The sequence below is a fragment of the Pseudomonas sp. G11 genome, from assembly GCF_029457515.1.
Lineage (GTDB): Bacteria > Pseudomonadota > Gammaproteobacteria > Pseudomonadales > Pseudomonadaceae > Aquipseudomonas > Aquipseudomonas gorinensis.
The window spans coordinates 749,202-767,275 of record NZ_CP120377.1 but is presented as its reverse complement, the minus strand read 5'-3'; the positions used below and the strand labels follow the sequence as shown (position 1 = coordinate 767,275).

Sequence of the window (18,074 nt, the reverse complement as noted above, 5' to 3'; positions counted from 1 at the left end):
GGTTGGCAAGCCCGCCCTCGCCACGGATAATGCCCAGCTTTTCCACCTGCGCATCGCGCACCGCCGCTTGCGGTCGAAAGAGAACACCATGAAAGACACCATTCGCCAGCTGATCCAACAAGCCCTCACCCAACTCGTCAACGAAGGTGTGTTGCCTGAAGGCCTGACGCCGGCGATCCAGGTGGAAAACACCCGCGACAAGACCCACGGTGACTTCGCCAGCAACATTGCCATGATGCTGTCCAAGCCCGCCGGCATGAAGCCGCGCGACCTGGCAGAGAAAATCATCGCCGCGCTGCCCGCCGACCCACAGGTGAGCAAGGCCGAAATCGCTGGCCCAGGCTTTATCAATATCTTCCAAAACACCCAGGCCCTGGCCTCGCGCCTCGACGCCGCGCTGGCCGATGCCAGGATCGGCACGCGCAAAGCGGGTGATACCCAGCGTGTGGTCATTGACCTGTCGGCGCCGAACCTGGCCAAGGAGATGCACGTGGGTCACCTGCGTTCGACCATCATCGGCGACGGCGTGGCGCGGGTACTGGAGTTCCTCGGTGACACCGTGATCCGCCAGAACCATGTGGGCGACTGGGGTACCCAGTTCGGCATGTTGATGGCCTACCTGCAGGAAAACCCGATCACCAGCAACGAGCTGTCGGACCTGGAGAACTTCTACCGCGCCGCGAAGAAGCGCTTCGACGAATCCGAAGAGTTCGCCGACCGTGCCCGTGGCCTGGTGGTCAAGCTGCAAGCCGGCGACAAGGAATGCCTGGAACTGTGGAGCCGCTTCCGCGATATCTCGCTGGCCCACTGCCAACACCTCTACGAACTGCTCAACGTCAAGCTGACCATGGCCGACGTGATGGGCGAAAGCGCCTACAACGACGACCTGATCAACGTGGTCAACGACCTCAAGGCCAAGGGCCTGCTGGTCGAGAGCAATGGCGCGCAGTGCGTGTTCCTCGAAGAATTCAAGACCGCCGATGGCGAGCCGCTGCCGGTGATCATCGTCAAGGCCGATGGCGGCTACCTCTACGCCACCACTGACCTGGCCGCCGTGCGCTACCGCAGCGGCGTGCTCAAGGCGGATCGTGCGCTGTATTTCGTCGACCAGCGCCAGGCCCTGCACTTCCAGCAGGTGTTCGAAGTGGCGCGCCGCGCCGGTTTCGTCACCCACCCGATGCACATGGAACACATGGGCTTCGGCACCATGAACGGCGCCGATGGCCGCCCGTTCAAGACACGCGACGGCGGCACCGTGAAGCTGATCGACCTGCTGACCGAAGCCCAGGAACGCGCCTACACCCTGGTGAAGGAAAAGAACCCGGAGCTGGCCGAGGCCGATCTGCGCAACATCGCCCGTGTGGTGGGCATAGACGCGGTGAAATATGCCGACCTGTCCAAGCATCGCACCAGCGACTACAGCTTCAACTTTGAACTGATGCTCAACTTCGAAGGCAACACCGCGCCGTACCTGCTGTACGCCTACACCCGCGTGGCCGGGGTGTTCCGCAAGCTGGGCAAGGATTTCAGCGAAGTGCAAGGGCGGATCGTGCTGGAAGCCCCCCAGGAACAGGAGCTGGGCGCCAAGCTGGCGCAATTCGGCGAAGTGCTGAACAGCGTCGGCGAGAAAGGCACGCCGCATATCCTGTGCACCTATTTGTACGAAGTAGCCGGGTTGTTCTCCAGCTTCTACGAGAACTGCCCGATCCTCAGCGCCGACGACGAAGCCCACAAGCAAAGTCGCCTGCGCCTCGCCGCACTGGCTGGACGGACCCTCAAGCAAGGCCTGGAACTGTTAGGCCTGGAAACCCTGGAGCGTATGTAAGTTGGCCGCCAAGAAAAAACCTGCCCCCAAGCGCGGCGCCAGCCGCTACCAGGCACCGGCAAAGAAGCCCATTCCGGGCTGGCTGTGGATGGCCATCGGCCTCACGGTCGGCGCGTTTATCGTGTTCCTGATGAAGCTCGACCCAGGCCAGGGCGATGACGTCAAACGCGTCAAGCAGGAGCAGCAAAAAGCCACGAAAATCGCCGAGGCCAACAAGACCACGCCAAGTCCGACCGCACCGGTGAAGCCGAAATACGACTTCTATACGTTGCTGCCGGAATCGGAAGTGATCGTGCCGCCTGACGCCGTGCCGGAAAAAACCCTGCCGACGCCACAAGTGCCGACCACCCCGGTAACCCCGGCGGAAGCGGCGAAAATCGACACCGCCCGGGCCCAGGCCGCGCTGGCCGGGATCACCCCGCCGCCAGCACCACCGGTTGCGGAGACCAAGGCAGCGCCGGTGACCAAGTTCTTCCTGCAAGCGGGCTCCTTCCCGAAACAGGCGGATGCGGATCGTGTGCGTGCGCAGATCATCCTGCTGGGCCAGTCGGTGACGGTAGAATCCGGCACTGTGAAAGATGCGACCTGGTATCGCGTACTGGTGGGGCCGTTCAGCAACCGCGAACAGCTGACCGTGGCGCAGAAACAATTGGCGGGCGCGGGCTTTAGCAACCTGTTGTTACAACAACGCCAGAGCCGCTGATTCAAGCTCAACACCGATCAAAATGTGGGAGGGGGCTTGCCCCCGATAGCGGAGTGTCAGTCAATCAATCTGGTGACTGATACACCGCCATCGGGGGCAAGCCCCCTCCCACATTGGTTCTTGGGTGTTCTCGAAAGTGTGTCAGACCGATAAACACCACTCGTCCGCCATAAACCCCTACGGTTGAAATCCCCCCCGCCACCCCCATATGAGTTTCCATCCGGGCATTTTCGCCCCGCTGCGTGGAGACTCTCCCCTTGACCACCATCGTTTCAGTACGTCGCCACGGCAAAGTCGTCATGGGTGGCGACGGCCAGGTTTCCCTGGGCAATACCGTGATGAAAGGCAACGCGAAAAAAGTGCGTCGCCTGTACCACGGCCAGGTGCTCGCCGGTTTCGCCGGTGCCACCGCCGACGCCTTCACCCTGTTCGAGCGTTTTGAAGGCCAACTGGAAAAACACCAGGGCCACCTCGTCCGTGCCGCCGTCGAGCTCGCCAAAGAATGGCGTACCGACCGCTCCCTCAGCCGTCTCGAGGCCATGCTGGCCGTCGCGAACAAAGACGCGTCGCTGATCATCACCGGCAATGGCGATGTGGTTGAGCCTGAACATGGCCTGATCGCCATGGGATCCGGCGGTGGCTACGCCCAGGCGGCGGCCAGCGCGCTGTTGAAGAAAACCGACTTGTCGGCCCGCGAAATCGTCGAGACCGCCCTGGGCATCGCGGGCGATATCTGCGTATTCACCAACCACAACTTCACCATTGAGGAGCAGGACCTCGCCGAGTAAGCCGTAGGCTTATTCCCGCTTGAGGGCCGCACACACTATGTCCATGACTCCCCGCGAAATCGTCCATGAACTCAATCGCCATATCATCGGCCAGGACGATGCCAAGCGCGCCGTTGCCATTGCGCTGCGTAACCGCTGGCGCCGCATGCAACTGCCCGAAGAACTGCGCGTTGAAGTAACGCCGAAGAACATCCTAATGATCGGCCCGACCGGCGTCGGTAAAACCGAAATCGCCCGGCGCCTGGCCAAACTGGCCAATGCACCGTTCATCAAGGTCGAAGCGACCAAGTTCACCGAAGTCGGCTATGTAGGCCGCGATGTCGAGTCGATCATCCGCGACCTGGCCGACGCGGCCCTGAAGCTGCTGCGCGAGCAGGAAATGACCAAGGTCAGCCTGCGCGCCGAAGACGCCGCCGAAGAACGCATCCTCGATGCCCTGTTGCCGCCGGCACGCATGGGCTTCAACGAAGACGCCGCACCGGCCTCGGACTCCAACACCCGCCAGCTGTTCCGCAAGCGCCTGCGCGAAGGCCAGTTGAACGACAAGGAAATCGAGATCGAAATCGCCGAAGTGTCCGGCGTCGACATCTCCGCGCCGCCTGGCATGGAAGAAATGACCAGCCAGTTGCAGAACCTGTTCGCCAACATGGGCAAGGGCAAGAAGAAAAGCCGCAAGCTCAAGGTGAAAGAAGCGCTGAAGCTAGTACGCGACGAAGAAGCCGGGCGCCTGGTCAATGAGGAAGAGCTCAAGGCCAAGGCCCTGGAAGCGGTCGAGCAGCATGGCATCGTGTTTATCGACGAGATCGACAAGGTCGCCAAGCGCGGTAACTCCGGCGGCGTCGATGTGTCCCGTGAAGGCGTACAGCGCGACCTGTTGCCGCTGATCGAAGGCTGCACCGTGAACACCAAGCTGGGCATGGTCAAGACCGACCACATCCTGTTTATCGCCTCCGGTGCATTCCACCTGAGCAAGCCAAGCGACCTGGTGCCGGAGCTGCAAGGCCGCCTGCCGATTCGCGTGGAACTCAAGGCGCTGACCCCAGGCGACTTCGAGCGCATCCTCAGCGAGCCGCATGCATCGCTCACCGAGCAGTACTGTGAGTTGCTGAAAACCGAAGGCTTGGGCATCGAGTTCCTGCCGGACGGTATCAAGCGCCTGGCGGAGATCGCTTGGCAGGTCAACGAGAAGACCGAGAATATCGGTGCTCGTCGCCTGCACACCTTGCTGGAGCGCCTGCTTGAGGAAGTGTCCTTCAGCGCCGGTGACCTGGCCGGTGCGCAGAATGGCGAAACGATCAAGATCGATGCCGACTACGTCAACAGCCACCTGGGTGAATTGGCGCAGAACGAAGATCTGTCTCGTTATATCCTGTAAGCCATATACAGGATCGCTTTGCTTTCATGTGGGAGGGGGCTTGCCCCCGATAGCGGTCTGTCAGAAAGATGTATGCCTGACTGACCACTGCTATCGGGGGCAAGCCCCCTCCCACATTTTGAGCCGGTTTATTCAGGATCATCATCAATGTCCAAATTTCCTACTGCTGTAAACCTGCACAAAACCTCCAACACCCTCGGCCTCACCTACGGGCCCGATGAGGCCTACCGGTTGCCCGCCGAATTCCTACGGGTTCACTCGCCCTCCGCCGAGGTCCAGGGCCACGGCAAACCCATCCTGCAATTCGGCAAGCTCAACGTGCGCTTGAGCAAGGTCGAACCGGCCGGTCAGTACGCACTGAAATTGACCTTCGACGACGGACATGACAGCGGACTGTTCACCTGGGACTACCTCTACCAATTGGCCGTGCGTCAGGACGCACTGTGGGCTGACTACCTCGCCGAGCTCAAGGCAGCCGGCAAAACCCGCGACCCGAGTCAGTCGGTCGTACGGCTGATGCTCTAGCCCAGGCTTCTTGCTCTTTAGAGGGCATTTTCTAATTTCATCTGCTTGAATGCCCTGTCGCGTGGCCAACGATTGGCCCGCTTGCGAAAAAAATTAAACTCGGGTAACCAATGGAACTGGCAAGTTCCCTGCATTTGACGATGCGGTATCAACGGTCACCCGAGTCGCAGTACCTGGCTTGTGTTGTGTATCGAAAACTGGTGCGCAGCGGTACCCGGTACTCGTCTTTCGGACAATGGAGCGTCGTAGATGAGTAACAAGAATAACGATGACTTGAAACGCCAGGCCTCGGAAAACACCCTGGGGCTCAACCCGATCATCGCGTTACGTAAAAAGGATTTACTGGCCTCGGCCAAGATGGTGCTGACCCAAGCCATCAAGCAGCCGTTGCACAGCGTCAAGCACGTCGCCCATTTTGGCGTTGAATTGAAGAACGTGATGTTCGGCAAATCGCAGCTGCAACCCGAAAACGATGACCGTCGCTTTCACGACCCGGCCTGGAGCCAGAACCCGCTGTACAAACGCTACCTGCAAACCTACCTGGCGTGGCGCAAGGAACTGCACGACTGGATCGGCGACAGCAACCTGTCGGAACAGGACATCAGTCGCGGCCACTTCGTGATCAACCTGATGACCGAAGCCATGGCCCCCACCAACAGCGCGGCCAACCCGGCGGCAATCAAGCGCTTCTTCGAAACCGGCGGCAAGAGCCTGCTCGATGGCCTGTCCCACCTGGCCAAGGACATGGTGCATAACGGCGGCATGCCGAGCCAGGTCAACATGGGCGCCTTTGAAGTCGGCAAGAGCCTGGGCACCACCGAAGGCGCGGTAGTGTTTCGCAATGACGTACTGGAGCTGATCCAGTACAAGCCGATCACCGAGCAGGTGCATGAGCGCCCGTTGCTGGTGGTGCCGCCGCAGATCAACAAATTCTATGTGTTCGACCTGAGCCCGGATAAGAGTCTGGCGCGCTTCTGCCTGCGCAATGGCCAGCAGACCTTTATCGTCAGTTGGCGCAACCCGACCAAGGCCCAGCGCGAGTGGGGCCTGTCCACCTACATCGAGGCACTCAAGGAAGCGGTGGACGTGGTCACGGCGATTACCGGCAGCAAAGACATCAACATGCTCGGCGCCTGCTCCGGCGGCATCACCTGCACCGCCCTGCTGGGCCACTACGCCGCGCTGGGTGAGAAGAAGGTCAACGCCCTGACCCTGCTGGTGAGCGTGCTGGACACAACCCTGGACACCCAGGTGGCGCTGTTCGTCGACGAGCAGACCCTGGAAGCGGCCAAGCGCCACTCCTACCAGGCCGGTGTGCTGGAAGGCCGCGACATGGCCAAGGTGTTTGCCTGGATGCGCCCCAACGACCTGATCTGGAACTATTGGGTCAATAACTACCTGTTGGGCAACGAGCCGCCGGTGTTCGACATCCTGTTCTGGAACAACGACACCACGCGCTTGCCCGCCGCGTTCCACGGCGATCTGATCGAATTGTTCAAGAACAACCCACTGGTACGCGCCAACGCCCTGGAAGTGTGCGGTACACCGATCGACCTCAAGCAGGTCACCGCCGACATCTACTCCCTGGCCGGCACCAACGACCACATCACGCCGTGGCAGTCCTGCTACAAGTCGGCGCAGCTGTTTGGCGGCAAAGTAGAGTTCGTGCTGTCCAGCAGCGGGCATATCCAGAGCATCCTCAACCCTCCGGGCAACCCCAAGGCACGCTACCAGACCAGCGACAGCCTGGCGGGCAAGCCGCTTGAATGGCAGGAGAATGCGACCAAGCACACTGACTCGTGGTGGCTGCATTGGCAGGCGTGGCAGGCGGAAAGAGCGGGCAAGCTGAAGAAGGCTCCGACAACATTAGGCAATAAAACCTACGCCGCAGCAGAGGCGGCGCCAGGCACCTATGTGCACGAACGCTAGATTGAAATGCGTTCAAATGTGGGAGGGGGCTTGCCCCCGATAGCGGTGGACCAGTTGATCCTGTGGTGACTGATACACCGCCATCGGGGCAAGCCCCCTCCCACACTGACCTCACTCGGACTGCAATACTTCACAGGGCTTGAGCATGCCGCAACCGTTCATCTTCCGTACCATCGACCTGGATGGCCAGACCATCCGCACGGCGGTACGCCCGGGCAAGCCCCACTTGACACCGTTGCTGATCTTCAACGGCATCGGCGCCAACCTTGAGCTGGTGTTTCCGTTCGTCCAGGCCCTGGACCCGGACTTGGAAGTGATTGCCTTCGATGTGCCAGGGGTGGGCGGTTCGTCCACGCCCAAACGGCCGTATCGTTTCCCTGGCCTGGCCAAGCTCACCGCGCGCATGCTCGATTACCTGGATTATGGCCAGGTGAATGTGGTGGGTGTGTCCTGGGGCGGCGCACTGGCGCAGCAATTTGCCTATGACTACCCGGAGCGTTGCAAGAAGCTGATCCTCGCTGCCACCGCCGCCGGTGCGGTGATGGTGCCGGGCAAGCCGAAAGTGTTGTGGCTGATGGCCAGCCCCCGGCGGTATATCCAACCGTCCCACGTGGTGCGCATTGCGCCGATGATTTATGGCGGCTCGTTCCGCCGCGACTCGAAACTGGCCGCCGAGCACGCCAGCAAAGTGCGCTCGGCCGGCAAGCTGGGCTACTACTGGCAACTGTTCGCGGGGCTGGGCTGGACCAGCATCCACTGGCTGCACAAGATCCGCCAGCCGACCCTGGTGCTGGCCGGGGACGACGACCCGCTGATCCCGCTGGTCAACATGCGCATGCTGGCCTGGCGCATTCCCAACGCACAGTTGCACATCATCGATGACGGCCACCTGTTCCTGATCACCCGGGCTGAAGCCGTGGCACCGATCATCATGAAATTTCTCGAGGAGGAGCGCATGCGGGCCGTGATTCACCCGCGACCAGCGGTGTAAGGACCACACCGCCGCGCAACTTGCCGAGAACCGACTATGGTTCTGAATTGGCGTGCCTGTTGATGGCTTGACGAAGGAGTGTTGGCTCATGCGAGAAAGACCCGTGACGAACCCGGCGCCCACCCCCGCCGCGTTCATCAACGCGCAAAACGCGATCACCGGCCTGCACGGTCGGGATTTGCTGTCGACCCTGCGCAGCGTTGCCGCCCACGGTTGGCGTAACCCCCTGCATACCGCCCGTCACGCCCTGGCCCTGGGCGGTCAGTTGGGGCGCGTGCTGCTGGGTGAGACCGTGCATGAGCCCAACCCGCGCGACAGCCGCTTCACGGACCCGACCTGGACGCTCAACCCCTTCTACCGACGCAGCCTGCAGGCCTATCTGAGCTGGCAGAAAGAAGTCCGCCACTGGATCGACGACAGCACCCTGAGCAGCGACGACCGGGCCCGTGCGCACTTTGCCTTCTCGCTGCTCAACGACGCCGTCTCCCCCTCCAACACCCTGCTCAACCCGCTGGCCGTCAAGGAGTTGCTCAACTCCGGCGGCAACAGCGTGGTGCGCGGCGTGAGCAACCTGCTCGACGACCTGCTGCACAACAACGGCCTGCCGCGCCAGGTGACCAAGCAGGCGTTCGAAGTCGGCAAGACCGTGGCCACGACCCCAGGCTCGGTGGTGTTTCGCAATGAGCTGCTGGAGCTGATCCAGTACAAGCCCATGAGCGAAAAACAGTACGCCAAGCCGCTGCTGATCGTGCCGCCGCAAATCAACAAGTACTACATTTTCGACCTGAGCCCGGCCAACAGCTTTGTGCAATACGCACTGAAGAACAGCCTGCAAACCTTTATCGTCAGTTGGCGCAACCCGGATGTGCGTCATCGCGAATGGGGCTTGTCCACGTATGTGGCGGCGCTGGAGGAAGCGCTCAACGTCTGCCGGGCCATCACCGGTGCCCGCGAAGTCAACCTGATGGGCGCCTGCGCCGGGGGCCTGACCATTGCCGCCCTGCAAGGCCATTTGCAGGCCAAGCGCCAGTTGCGGCGCATCTCCAGCGCCAGCTACCTGGTGAGCCTGCTGGACAGCCAGATTGACAGCCCCGCCACCCTGTTCGCCGACGAACAAACCCTCGAAGCCGCCAAGCGCCGTTCCTACCAGCAAGGCGTGCTCGAGGGCCGCGACATGGCCAAGGTGTTCGCCTGGATGCGTCCCAACGACCTGATCTGGAACTACTGGATCAATAATTACCTGCTGGGCAAGGAACCGCCGGCCTTCGACATCCTGTATTGGAACAACGACAACACGCGCCTGCCCGCCGCACTGCATGGCGACCTGCTGGACTTCTTCAAGCACAACCCCCTGAGCCACCCCGGTGGCCTGGAGGTATGCGGCACGCCTATCGATTTGCAGAAGGTCACGGTGGACAGCTTCAGCGTGGCCGGGATCAACGACCACATCACGCCGTGGGACGCGGTGTACCGCTCCACCCAGTTGCTCGGCGGCGACCGGCGCTTCGTGCTGTCCAACAGCGGGCATATCCAGAGCATCCTCAACCCGCCGGGTAACCCCAAGGCCAACTATGTCGAGAACCCCAAGCTGAGCAGCGACCCACGGGCCTGGTACTACGACGCCAATCACGTCGAGGGCAGTTGGTGGCCGCAGTGGCTGGAGTGGATCCAGCAACGCTCAGGCGTACAGCGCGAAACCCTAACCGCCCTGGGCAACCAGAATTACCCACCGATGGAAGCGGCGCCGGGCACTTACGTGCGCGTGCGCTGAGCTCAACGATCACATTAAGAAGACTGGATGAAGACCCGCGACCGTATCCTTGAATGCGCACTGCAGCTGTTCAACCAGAAGGGCGAACCGAACGTGTCTACCATGGAGGTGGCCAATGAAATGGGGATCAGCCCCGGCAACCTCTACTACCACTTCCATGGCAAGGAGCCACTGGTGCTCGGGCTGTTCGAGCGCTTCCAGAGTGAGCTGATGCCCCTGCTCGACCCACCGGCAGACGCCCAACTGGAAGCCGAGGACTATTGGCTGTTCCTGCACTTGATCATCGAGCATATGGCTCACTACCGTTTTTTGTTCCAGGATCTGTCAAACCTGGCGGGGCGCCTGCCGAAACTGGCCAAGGGCATTCGCAACCTGCTCACCGCGCTCAAGCGCACCCTTGCATCGCTGCTTGCGCACTTGAAGGCTGCGGGGCAATTGGTCAGCGATACCCAGGCGCTGGGGCAATTAGTGGAACAGATCACCATGACCCTGCTGTTCTCCCTGGACTATCAACGGATTCTCGATCGTGAAGGGGAGGTACGGGTGGTGATATATCAAATCATGATGCTGGTGGCCCCCCATCTGCTGCTACCGACACGACAGGCGACCGAGCGGTTGGCGCTGCGTTATCTGGAGGATGCGGTTTAACGGAGTGTTCAATACGGTCAGCCAAACTCCCCGAACTGCTGGGTAAACCTGAACAGTTCGCTGTCGCTCTTGATGCCCAACTTTCGATACGCCGATTGTTTTTGTGTACTGATCGTACTGACGCTGCGCGAGAACTTTGCCGCGATTGAATTCACAGACATCCCATCCAGAAAACACCGCAGAACTTCCTGCTCTTTTGGCGTAAGGCAGGCGTTCAACCATGACGAAGTTGAAAACTCCATGTTCGACGGTTTATGGGCAACATCAATAAGTGATTGCATACCCTGCAACGCTGGCATCATGCAGGGGTGCAGATAAATACGCCCCTGGGCCACCGTTCGAATCGCCGTAACCAACTCGCTCATGTTCTGGGTTTTGCCCAGTACCCCCCAACAACCCGCCTTCAAAGACATTGAAACAGTGGCGGGCGTGTAGTGCGAACATACAATCAAGGGCCTGCACTGGCGAAAACGTCGGTTCAACGTCTGGATCAAACTGAGGCCGTCGATTTCCGACGGTGCCAGAATAAAGTCCATGACCACCACATCCGCCGGCCGCAGGGTCAGCGCCTCCAATAATTGCTTCCCCGTGCCGAAGGAGCCGATCACACTGAGGTCGGCCTCTTTTCTCAAGCCCAACTCGATCCCCTGCCGAACCATCTCATGATCATCCAACAGAACGACGGTATATGGATTGGAACTTGAAGTCGGCATAAAGATACCCGCATGAATAAATGCAGCATCGAACCCACAATCACCCATTGTTTCTAGCCCGGTATAGCCCAGCCATGCACAGGGTTCAATACAGGCACGCAATAAGCCCCGCCACTTCCTACAGAAACAACTGAAAGAATATTCCCAATAGAACAGTAAAAACCCAAATTACAGCCGAAAAAAAATTAACTAAAACAGCATGCTTTCGAACAATTTCGAACTAAAACTCGTCACGCTTCTATAGAAGTCATTCACGTTTAGATACAAATTACAGCCACCCGCCACTCAACACATGCTGTGTTTCAACCCGTGGCTGGCAACACCTGTCATTCATCAGTGGAAATGTCATGAACGTAAATGTTTTATCTACTGTCGCGGCCGCATTGGCCTTGACTGTTGCTGTATCACACTGCGCGCACGCTGCAGATGGCGTTATGAACTTCAGCGGCCTGGTCACCGATGTGACTTGCACGGTCGAGGGTGCGGCACCGGGCACCGGGGCCGTGGTCAAGGACGTCAACCTGGGCGGGGTTTCTGCCGCGCGCTTGGCGAAACCGGGTGATCGCGCCAACCTCACAGGCTTCACCATTCGCATTGGCGCGCCTGGCGAAGGCAGCTGCACCAACGGTCGCACCGCCATGGTTGCATTCGATCCCACCAGCCCCGCCATTGATGTGGCGACCGGCCGTTTGAACATCGATGGCCATGATGACCCGTCCGACACAACCAATGCCAAGAACGTACAGGTTGAAGTGACTAAACGCGATGGCTCGCCCCTGAACGTATACACCGAAAAATCTGAAGGCGTGGTAATCGCCGACAACCAGGCATTGATCCCACTGGCCGCACAAATGTATGCCAGCGGCGCGTCCACTGAAGGTACGGTCAAGACTCGGGTCGGCTTTACGATCGTGTACGCCGATTAAGGTGTGTAGACAACGGACCTGCAGCCGTCAGGCAGGTCCTCCCCTGACCCGAAGAGACCTCTGACACCATGAAAAGAATGGTCTGCCTCGCATTTGTAGCCTGTGGATTTGGGTTGCTCCCACCGCTAGCGCCCCCAGCCCATGCCGGCGTGATTATTTACGGTACCCGCGTGATCTTCCCGGCGGAACAACGAGAGGTCGTCGTGCGCCTGGAAAACAAGGGAGACCGTCCGGCGCTGGTGCAATCCTGGCTGGATACGGGCAATCCACACTCAACACCGAGCACAACGCAAACGCCGTTCACCCTTTCGCCGCCGATCTTCCGCATTGAGCCGCATCAGCAACAGGCGTTGCGCCTACGCTACTCCGGCGAACCAGCACCTGCCGATCGCGAAAGCCTGTACTGGCTGAATGTGCTGGAAGTACCGCCGCGCACCGCCAATACCGAACAAAACAACCAGATCGAACTGGCGTTCCGTACCCGCGTGCGCGTGTTCCTGCGGCCCGATGCATTGCCCTACCCGGCGAGCAGCGCCCCATCAAAACTGCAATGGGCACTGGTGGCCCACGAGCAGGGCTATGCACTGCAAGCGACCAACCCGACGCCCTACCATATCTCCTTGACCTCGGTTGACTTGCTGAGCGGCGGCAAACGCTTCAGCAAAGCGGCAAACAAGGATGCCAACGATGGCCTGCTCATGCCGGCCGGTGACATCAAATTGTTTGCACTGCCGCTGCTGCGCAGTCGCCCCAACGATGTGGCAGAAGTCGAGTTCACCAGCGTCAGTGACTTCGGTGCCCGCGTGCGCCACTCGGCCCCCCTTGCCCCTCCAGCCGCCAGATGAATACCCAGATGAACGCGCGCTCCATTTCATACTTGTTAGCCAAGTTCATGGCCTTGGTTTTCGTGCTGTCGGGCAGCACTGCCGCACACGCGAGTGTTGTCATCGACAACACCCGTATTGTCTACCCGCAGCACGCCAAGGAGGTGACGGTCAGGCTTGAAAGCAAGAATCAGGCACCGGTGTTGATCCAGGCCTGGCTGGACAAGGGCGACGAGCACTCGACACCGGACCTGACCGGCATTCCTTTTATTGCCACCCCTCCCATTTTTCGTATGGAACCAGGCAAACAACAGGTCATGCGCCTGGCGTATACGGGAGAGGCCTTGCCGTCGGCCCAGGAAAGCCTGTTTTGGTTCAACGTGCTCGAAGTACCCGCCCAATCGCAAGGCCCCGAACACAGCAACCAGTTGCAGCTCGCCTTCCGCTCTCGGATCAAGCTGTTTTTCCGTCCGCCCAACCTGCCTTACGGCGCCGACGCCGCACCCGGAAAACTGCAATGGCGTCGCGAATTGACCGAGCAAGGCCAAGTTCTGGAAGTCTATAACCCCACGCCTTACTACGTGACTTTCGAACAGGTCCAACTGCTCGAGGCCCAGCACGGCCCTACCCACCAGGCCTCCACCTCAGGCACCGCGAATATGGTGATGCCCGGCGGTCGCAGCCGTTTTGAACTGCCCAACCTCAAGTCGCCGCCAGGCAGCGCGGCAACCGTGGAGTTTCAGACGCTGGATGACTTCGGAGTAACGGTCTCTCACCGCGCCAAGGTCTCCACATGACCACCTGACGCCGCCGCCTCGCGAGCCGCCATCGCCTGGCGGGTCACGCAGCTCACTTCATTACCTACGTTCGGTTGATGCCCATTGTTCAGGGCAGGGCTTCCCTTTGCCCACATTCGGACAGCACCTTTTTTTGAGAATGCCAAACATGAGTTTGAACACGCCCGCCAGGGTGAGAAACGGGTCCCTGATACGTCGTCGATTACCGTTCATGGCGCGTGGCCTGATACTGCTGACCAGCGCTCACGCCTGGGGTGCAGGCGCTGTCGAGAATGTCGAATTCAACCCCGCCTTCTTCCCGGATGCCGTCAGAGGCCGACAGGTTGATATTTCAAAGTTCAGCCAGGGCAACGTTGTTCTGCCCGGAAGCTACCGCATCGATATTTATCTGAACGGTCAGTGGATCGGGCGGGAAACCCTGTCATTCGTTGCGGTGCAAGGCCGAGACTCTGCACAAATGTGCCTGGAGCGCGAAGCGCTTCTGCGGTTTGGAATCCAGGTGGATGCGCCGCACAATCAACCCACCGAACCCGCTCAAGCACCGCGTCGTACCTTTGCCAGCTGCGATGATATTTCGTCCTACCTGCCGGGCAGCAGCAGCCAGTTCGACGCCGGCGAAAACCGCCTGGCGCTGCAGGTTCCGCAGATCTACCTGGCGCGCAAGGCGCGGGGCTATGTCGACCCACAACATTGGGACAGTGGGATCGACGCCGCCTTTGTACGCTACAACGCCAACACGTTTGTGACCCGTACGAATGGCCGCTCGCTCGACTCCCAGTACCTGGGGCTGAACACCGGGCTCAACCTGGGCGATTGGCACTGGCGTCATAACGCCAGCTTCAACCGCACCGACTCCACTTCGAAGTACCAAAGCAGTGCCACCTATGTGCAGCGGGAACTGAGCCCGCTCCAGTCACAGTTGATGATGGGAGAAACCTACACGCCAGGCGATCTGTTCGACAGTGTGCGCCTGCGGGGGATCAGCCTGTTCAGCGATGATCGGATGCTGCCGGACTCCCAGACAGGTTTTGCGCCGGTCGTGCGCGGCATCGCCGAGACCAATGCGCGGGTCACGGTGCGCCAGCGCGGCGTGTTGCTGGATGAAGTTTCCGTCGCCCCTGGCCCCTTCGTGCTCAACGACCTGTTTCCCACCGGCTATGGTGGCGATCTGACCGTTACGATCACCGAGGCCGATGGTCGTCAACGCGAGTTCATCGTTCCGTTCGCCGCCAACGCCAACCTGCTGCGTACGGGCTATCACCGTTACGCACTGAGTGTCGGCCAGTTGGATGAAATTGGCCTGCGCCACCCACCCAAGCTGATGCAAGCCACTTACCAACATGGCCTCAGCAACCTGCTGACCGGCTATACCGGTGCGGTGCTGGGCGAAGACTACCGGTCCCATTTGTTGGGTACAGCGTTCAATACCCCGTTTGGCGCGCTGTCCATTGACCTGACCCATTCGAATGCAACGTTGCCGGGCCACGGGTCCCGTGACGGACGAAGCGTGCAGTTGCGCTACAGCAAGAACTTCACCGAGACCGGCACCCACTTTGCCCTCGGCGCCTATCGCTACTCCACCGAAGGTTTCCTGAGCGCTGCCGATGCCGCCCGGGTTCGCGACCTGGCCATAGACGGAGGCAACCTGGAGCACGTATCGCGTTTGCGCGACAGGATGGACATCAGCCTCAATCAAAGCCTGGGCAACGGATCGATATACCTTACCGGCTCGTCGCAGAACTATTGGAACCGCAAAAGCGGCAACTTGACGTTCACCACGGGGTACACGGGCAGTTGGAAGGGCCTGCACTACACCGTCAGCGCCCAGCGCACCAAGGACTTACTCAGTGAGCGGATCGACCAGCAATTGGAGCTGACCCTGAGCCTGCCCTTGGGCAGCGGCGCACGCACACCGACCTTGACCACCACCGCGTATCGCGGCAACCAAGGCGACGGCGAGCGGTTGAGCCTGGGCGGCACTCTGGGTGAGCGCAACGAGTTCACCTACGGGATAGGGGCCAGCCGGGTACAGGGTGCCAGTACGGCGACGAGCGCTGACGCGAAGTACCAGACCAGCCAGGGGGTGGTGTCCGCCGGTTTCGGGCAGGGCAACACCTACCGCGCGATGTCGCTCGGCATGACCGGCGGTATCGTTGCCCATGCAGAGGGCGTGACTTTCGCTCCGGAGCTGGGCGACACCATCGGTGTCGTCCAGGCGCCTGATGCCCAGGGTGCGCGGATCAATGGCAACCACAGCGCCCAGGTCGGCCGGAGCGGCTTTGCCGTGGTGCCCCACCTCACGCCGTATCGACAGAACGCGGTGGAACTCGACCCCAAAGACCTATCGGTGGATGTGGAACTCAAGACCGCTGCGCAAAACGTCGCACCGCGTGCCGGTTCAGTGGTGAAGCTGCAGTTCGCTACCGTCAGCGGTCAAGCCATCTTGATCACGGCACTGCGCGACGATGCCAGCCCACTGCCGTTCGGTTCGGACGTATTCGATGAAGACGGCGCCAGCGTCGGCATTGTCGGCCAGGGCGGTAAAGCCTTTGTGCGAGTGGCGCGTGCGCAGGGGTGGTTAACCGTCAAATGGGGGGGCGATACCGAGGACTCTTGCCGGCTGCAATACCGCCTGGGCACAGGGCCGAAGGTGAATGGCTCAGCGCGTTTGCGCCATCTGGACGCAGGCACTTGCAAAACCCATACGAGCGGTTGATTGGGCGCAAGCCTGCATGTTGCCGCAGCCCCTCTATTTCTCCTAGCGGACTGAAGATGAAACATTCCACCAAACTCGTTTCGACCCTCGCGACCCTTGCGCTGCCAATCGCCGCGCAAGCGGCGTGCACCCGGTATCCCGATGCAACGCTGACGCTGAACATGCCGACGACTATCACCGTACCGGACAACCTGCCTGTCGGGAGTGTCATCACCCGCCAGACATTCAGCGGTACGTCAGAAGCTTTTTTTGCCAATTGCGGGCCTACCCTGAGAACAATCATCGGCCGATACCCACGCCAAACAGACCCGGCAACAGGCGCTTATCAAACCGAGGCGCCGGGGGTTGGGCTGCACGTCAGATTGAAATGGGCCGATGGAGGCCCCGCAACCTTTGGGTTACATAGCCAAACAGGCGCGATACCCCCTGGGCGGGTTCCCAGCTTCATCGCCGCAGAGGCCTTGTTCTACAAAACCGGTCCTGTCACGGACGGAACAGTGCCTGGCGGGTTCCTCTGGTCGGACAGATGGGGCAGCGTTCCAGACAAATTCACCCTGATGCTGGGCAACTCGGTTCGCTTTATCAGGCCCGCGGCCACCTGCGACCTGGCAGCCGGCGACATAAACCGCACGATTACACTTCCCGCCATCAAGGTCAGCGATTTGGACAAGGCCGTCCATGCGGGCGCACACAACTTTGAACTGATCGCCAACTGCAGCAATGCCGCCAACGTCACCTTCCGCTTCAGCGGCACGCCCGCATCGGGGAACAACGCGCTCTTCGCCAATACAGGCACGGCCAAGGGCGTCGCATTGTGGCTGTACTCACGCATCAATGGCGAGCGCACGCTGGCGGTTTCCGGCAACCGTGCAGTTTTGCCGCTCGGTGCCGCTTATCACAAAAACGGTACGGTGAGCCAAGGCACGCTGGTGAGTACCGCCACCGTCAACATTACCTACAACTGAAACCCTGAGAACGACCCGATGAAGATCCCACCCCTGCCCCTGCTGCTGGTTATTACGGCGAGCCTTGTCCACATCACGGCCCAGGCCGCAACGACAGGCACCTTGCGTTTTACCGGCCAGGTCAACGCCGGCACCTGTAACCTGGCGGCCGGCGATGTGAACCGCACCATTACGCTGCCAACCGTCAAGATTTCAGACTTCGACAAGAGTGCTTCGGCAGGCTCGCACGACTTCGAAATATCCGCCGACTGCGAATCGGACATCCGCAACGTGGTTTTCCTGTTCGCCGGCACCCCATCCACCGGGAACGCTGCACTGTTTGCCAATACCGGAACGTCGGCCGGCACGGCTCTTTGGCTGGCACATCGTGCGACCTCTGTTGATGCCATCCCTGCCAACGGCACCGCCGCTCAGCGCAGCCGGACGATTGCGACAAGCAACAAAAAAGCCGTCATACCGCTCAACGCGGCCTACTATAAAATCGGTGCGATCACCCAGGGAACCCTGGCCAGCGCGGTGACCGTATCGATCACGTACAACTGATGGCGACTTAAGCGGCTGCGCCCTGGGCAAAAAAA

General features: G+C 60.4%; 16 protein-coding genes. 15 read left to right on the top strand and 1 reads right to left on the bottom strand.

Annotation, left to right across the window (positions count from 1 at the left end):
• Nucleotides 1-88: 88 nt before the first annotated feature.
• From argS to P2T68_RS03420, 9 genes are all read left to right on the top strand, one after another.
• Complete coding sequence (gene argS / locus P2T68_RS03460) at nt 89-1,825, top strand: arginine--tRNA ligase (RefSeq protein WP_150054090.1); 1,737 nt, start codon at nt 89-91, stop codon at nt 1,823-1,825.
• 1 nt (nt 1,826) lies between these two features.
• Entirely contained in the window at nt 1,827-2,528 is a 702-nt protein-coding gene (locus P2T68_RS03455; protein WP_024072954.1) for an SPOR domain-containing protein, read from the top strand.
• A 257-nt stretch (nt 2,529-2,785) separates the two neighbouring features.
• The gene (gene hslV / locus P2T68_RS03450; protein ID WP_010563201.1) at nt 2,786-3,316 is read left to right on the top strand and encodes an ATP-dependent protease subunit HslV; all 531 of its coding nucleotides are present in this window, start codon (nt 2,786-2,788) and stop codon (nt 3,314-3,316) included.
• A gap of 37 nt (nt 3,317-3,353) precedes the next feature.
• Nucleotides 3,354-4,691 (top strand): ATP-dependent protease ATPase subunit HslU, encoded by a 1,338-nt coding sequence (gene hslU / locus P2T68_RS03445; RefSeq protein ID WP_024072953.1) that lies wholly within the window; start codon nt 3,354-3,356, stop codon nt 4,689-4,691.
• A gap of 147 nt (nt 4,692-4,838) precedes the next feature.
• A complete protein-coding gene (locus P2T68_RS03440; protein WP_069075066.1) occupies nt 4,839-5,216 on the top strand; it encodes a DUF971 domain-containing protein in 378 nt (125 codons plus the stop codon).
• Nucleotides 5,217-5,465: 249 nt separating this feature from the next.
• Nucleotides 5,466-7,145 carry a class II poly(R)-hydroxyalkanoic acid synthase gene (gene phaC, locus P2T68_RS03435; protein WP_024072951.1) on the top strand — a complete coding sequence of 560 codons (1,680 nt, stop codon included), beginning with the start codon at nt 5,466-5,468 and terminating at the stop codon, nt 7,143-7,145.
• 145 nt (nt 7,146-7,290) lie between these two features.
• The gene (gene phaZ / locus P2T68_RS03430) at nt 7,291-8,136 is read left to right on the top strand and encodes a poly(3-hydroxyalkanoate) depolymerase (RefSeq protein WP_024072950.1); all 846 of its coding nucleotides are present in this window, start codon (nt 7,291-7,293) and stop codon (nt 8,134-8,136) included.
• 88 nt (nt 8,137-8,224) lie between these two features.
• The gene (gene phaC, locus P2T68_RS03425) at nt 8,225-9,907 is read left to right on the top strand and encodes a class II poly(R)-hydroxyalkanoic acid synthase (RefSeq protein WP_069075067.1); all 1,683 of its coding nucleotides are present in this window, start codon (nt 8,225-8,227) and stop codon (nt 9,905-9,907) included.
• Between the two features lie 27 nt (nt 9,908-9,934).
• Nucleotides 9,935-10,555: a TetR/AcrR family transcriptional regulator gene (locus P2T68_RS03420; protein ID WP_024072948.1), complete on the top strand. Its 621-nt coding sequence runs from the start codon at nt 9,935-9,937 to the stop codon at nt 10,553-10,555.
• A gap of 17 nt (nt 10,556-10,572) precedes the next feature.
• Here the strand turns inward: P2T68_RS03420 and P2T68_RS03415 are convergent, their stop codons facing one another.
• On the bottom strand, nt 10,573-11,268 hold the full coding sequence (locus P2T68_RS03415; RefSeq protein WP_041161082.1) for a response regulator transcription factor: 696 nt from the start codon (nt 11,266-11,268) through the stop codon (nt 10,573-10,575).
• Between the two features lie 347 nt (nt 11,269-11,615).
• Here P2T68_RS03415 and P2T68_RS03410 point away from each other — a divergent pair, with 347 nt between their 5' ends.
• From P2T68_RS03410 to P2T68_RS03385, 6 genes are all read left to right on the top strand, one after another.
• Nucleotides 11,616-12,194 carry a fimbrial protein gene (locus P2T68_RS03410; RefSeq protein WP_024072946.1) on the top strand — a complete coding sequence of 193 codons (579 nt, stop codon included), beginning with the start codon at nt 11,616-11,618 and terminating at the stop codon, nt 12,192-12,194.
• Nucleotides 12,195-12,262: 68 nt separating this feature from the next.
• Complete coding sequence (locus P2T68_RS03405) at nt 12,263-13,039, top strand: fimbria/pilus periplasmic chaperone (RefSeq protein ID WP_277379062.1); 777 nt, start codon at nt 12,263-12,265, stop codon at nt 13,037-13,039.
• 8 nt (nt 13,040-13,047) lie between these two features.
• Entirely contained in the window at nt 13,048-13,815 is a 768-nt protein-coding gene (locus P2T68_RS03400; RefSeq protein ID WP_277379061.1) for a molecular chaperone, read from the top strand.
• A gap of 211 nt (nt 13,816-14,026) precedes the next feature.
• Nucleotides 14,027-16,531: a fimbria/pilus outer membrane usher protein gene (locus P2T68_RS03395; protein WP_240968546.1), complete on the top strand. Its 2,505-nt coding sequence runs from the start codon at nt 14,027-14,029 to the stop codon at nt 16,529-16,531.
• A 56-nt stretch (nt 16,532-16,587) separates the two neighbouring features.
• Nucleotides 16,588-17,496: a fimbrial protein gene (locus P2T68_RS03390; protein WP_277379060.1), complete on the top strand. Its 909-nt coding sequence runs from the start codon at nt 16,588-16,590 to the stop codon at nt 17,494-17,496.
• Between the two features lie 18 nt (nt 17,497-17,514).
• Nucleotides 17,515-18,039 carry a fimbrial protein gene (locus P2T68_RS03385; protein WP_024072941.1) on the top strand — a complete coding sequence of 175 codons (525 nt, stop codon included), beginning with the start codon at nt 17,515-17,517 and terminating at the stop codon, nt 18,037-18,039.
• Nucleotides 18,040-18,074 lie beyond the last annotated feature (35 nt).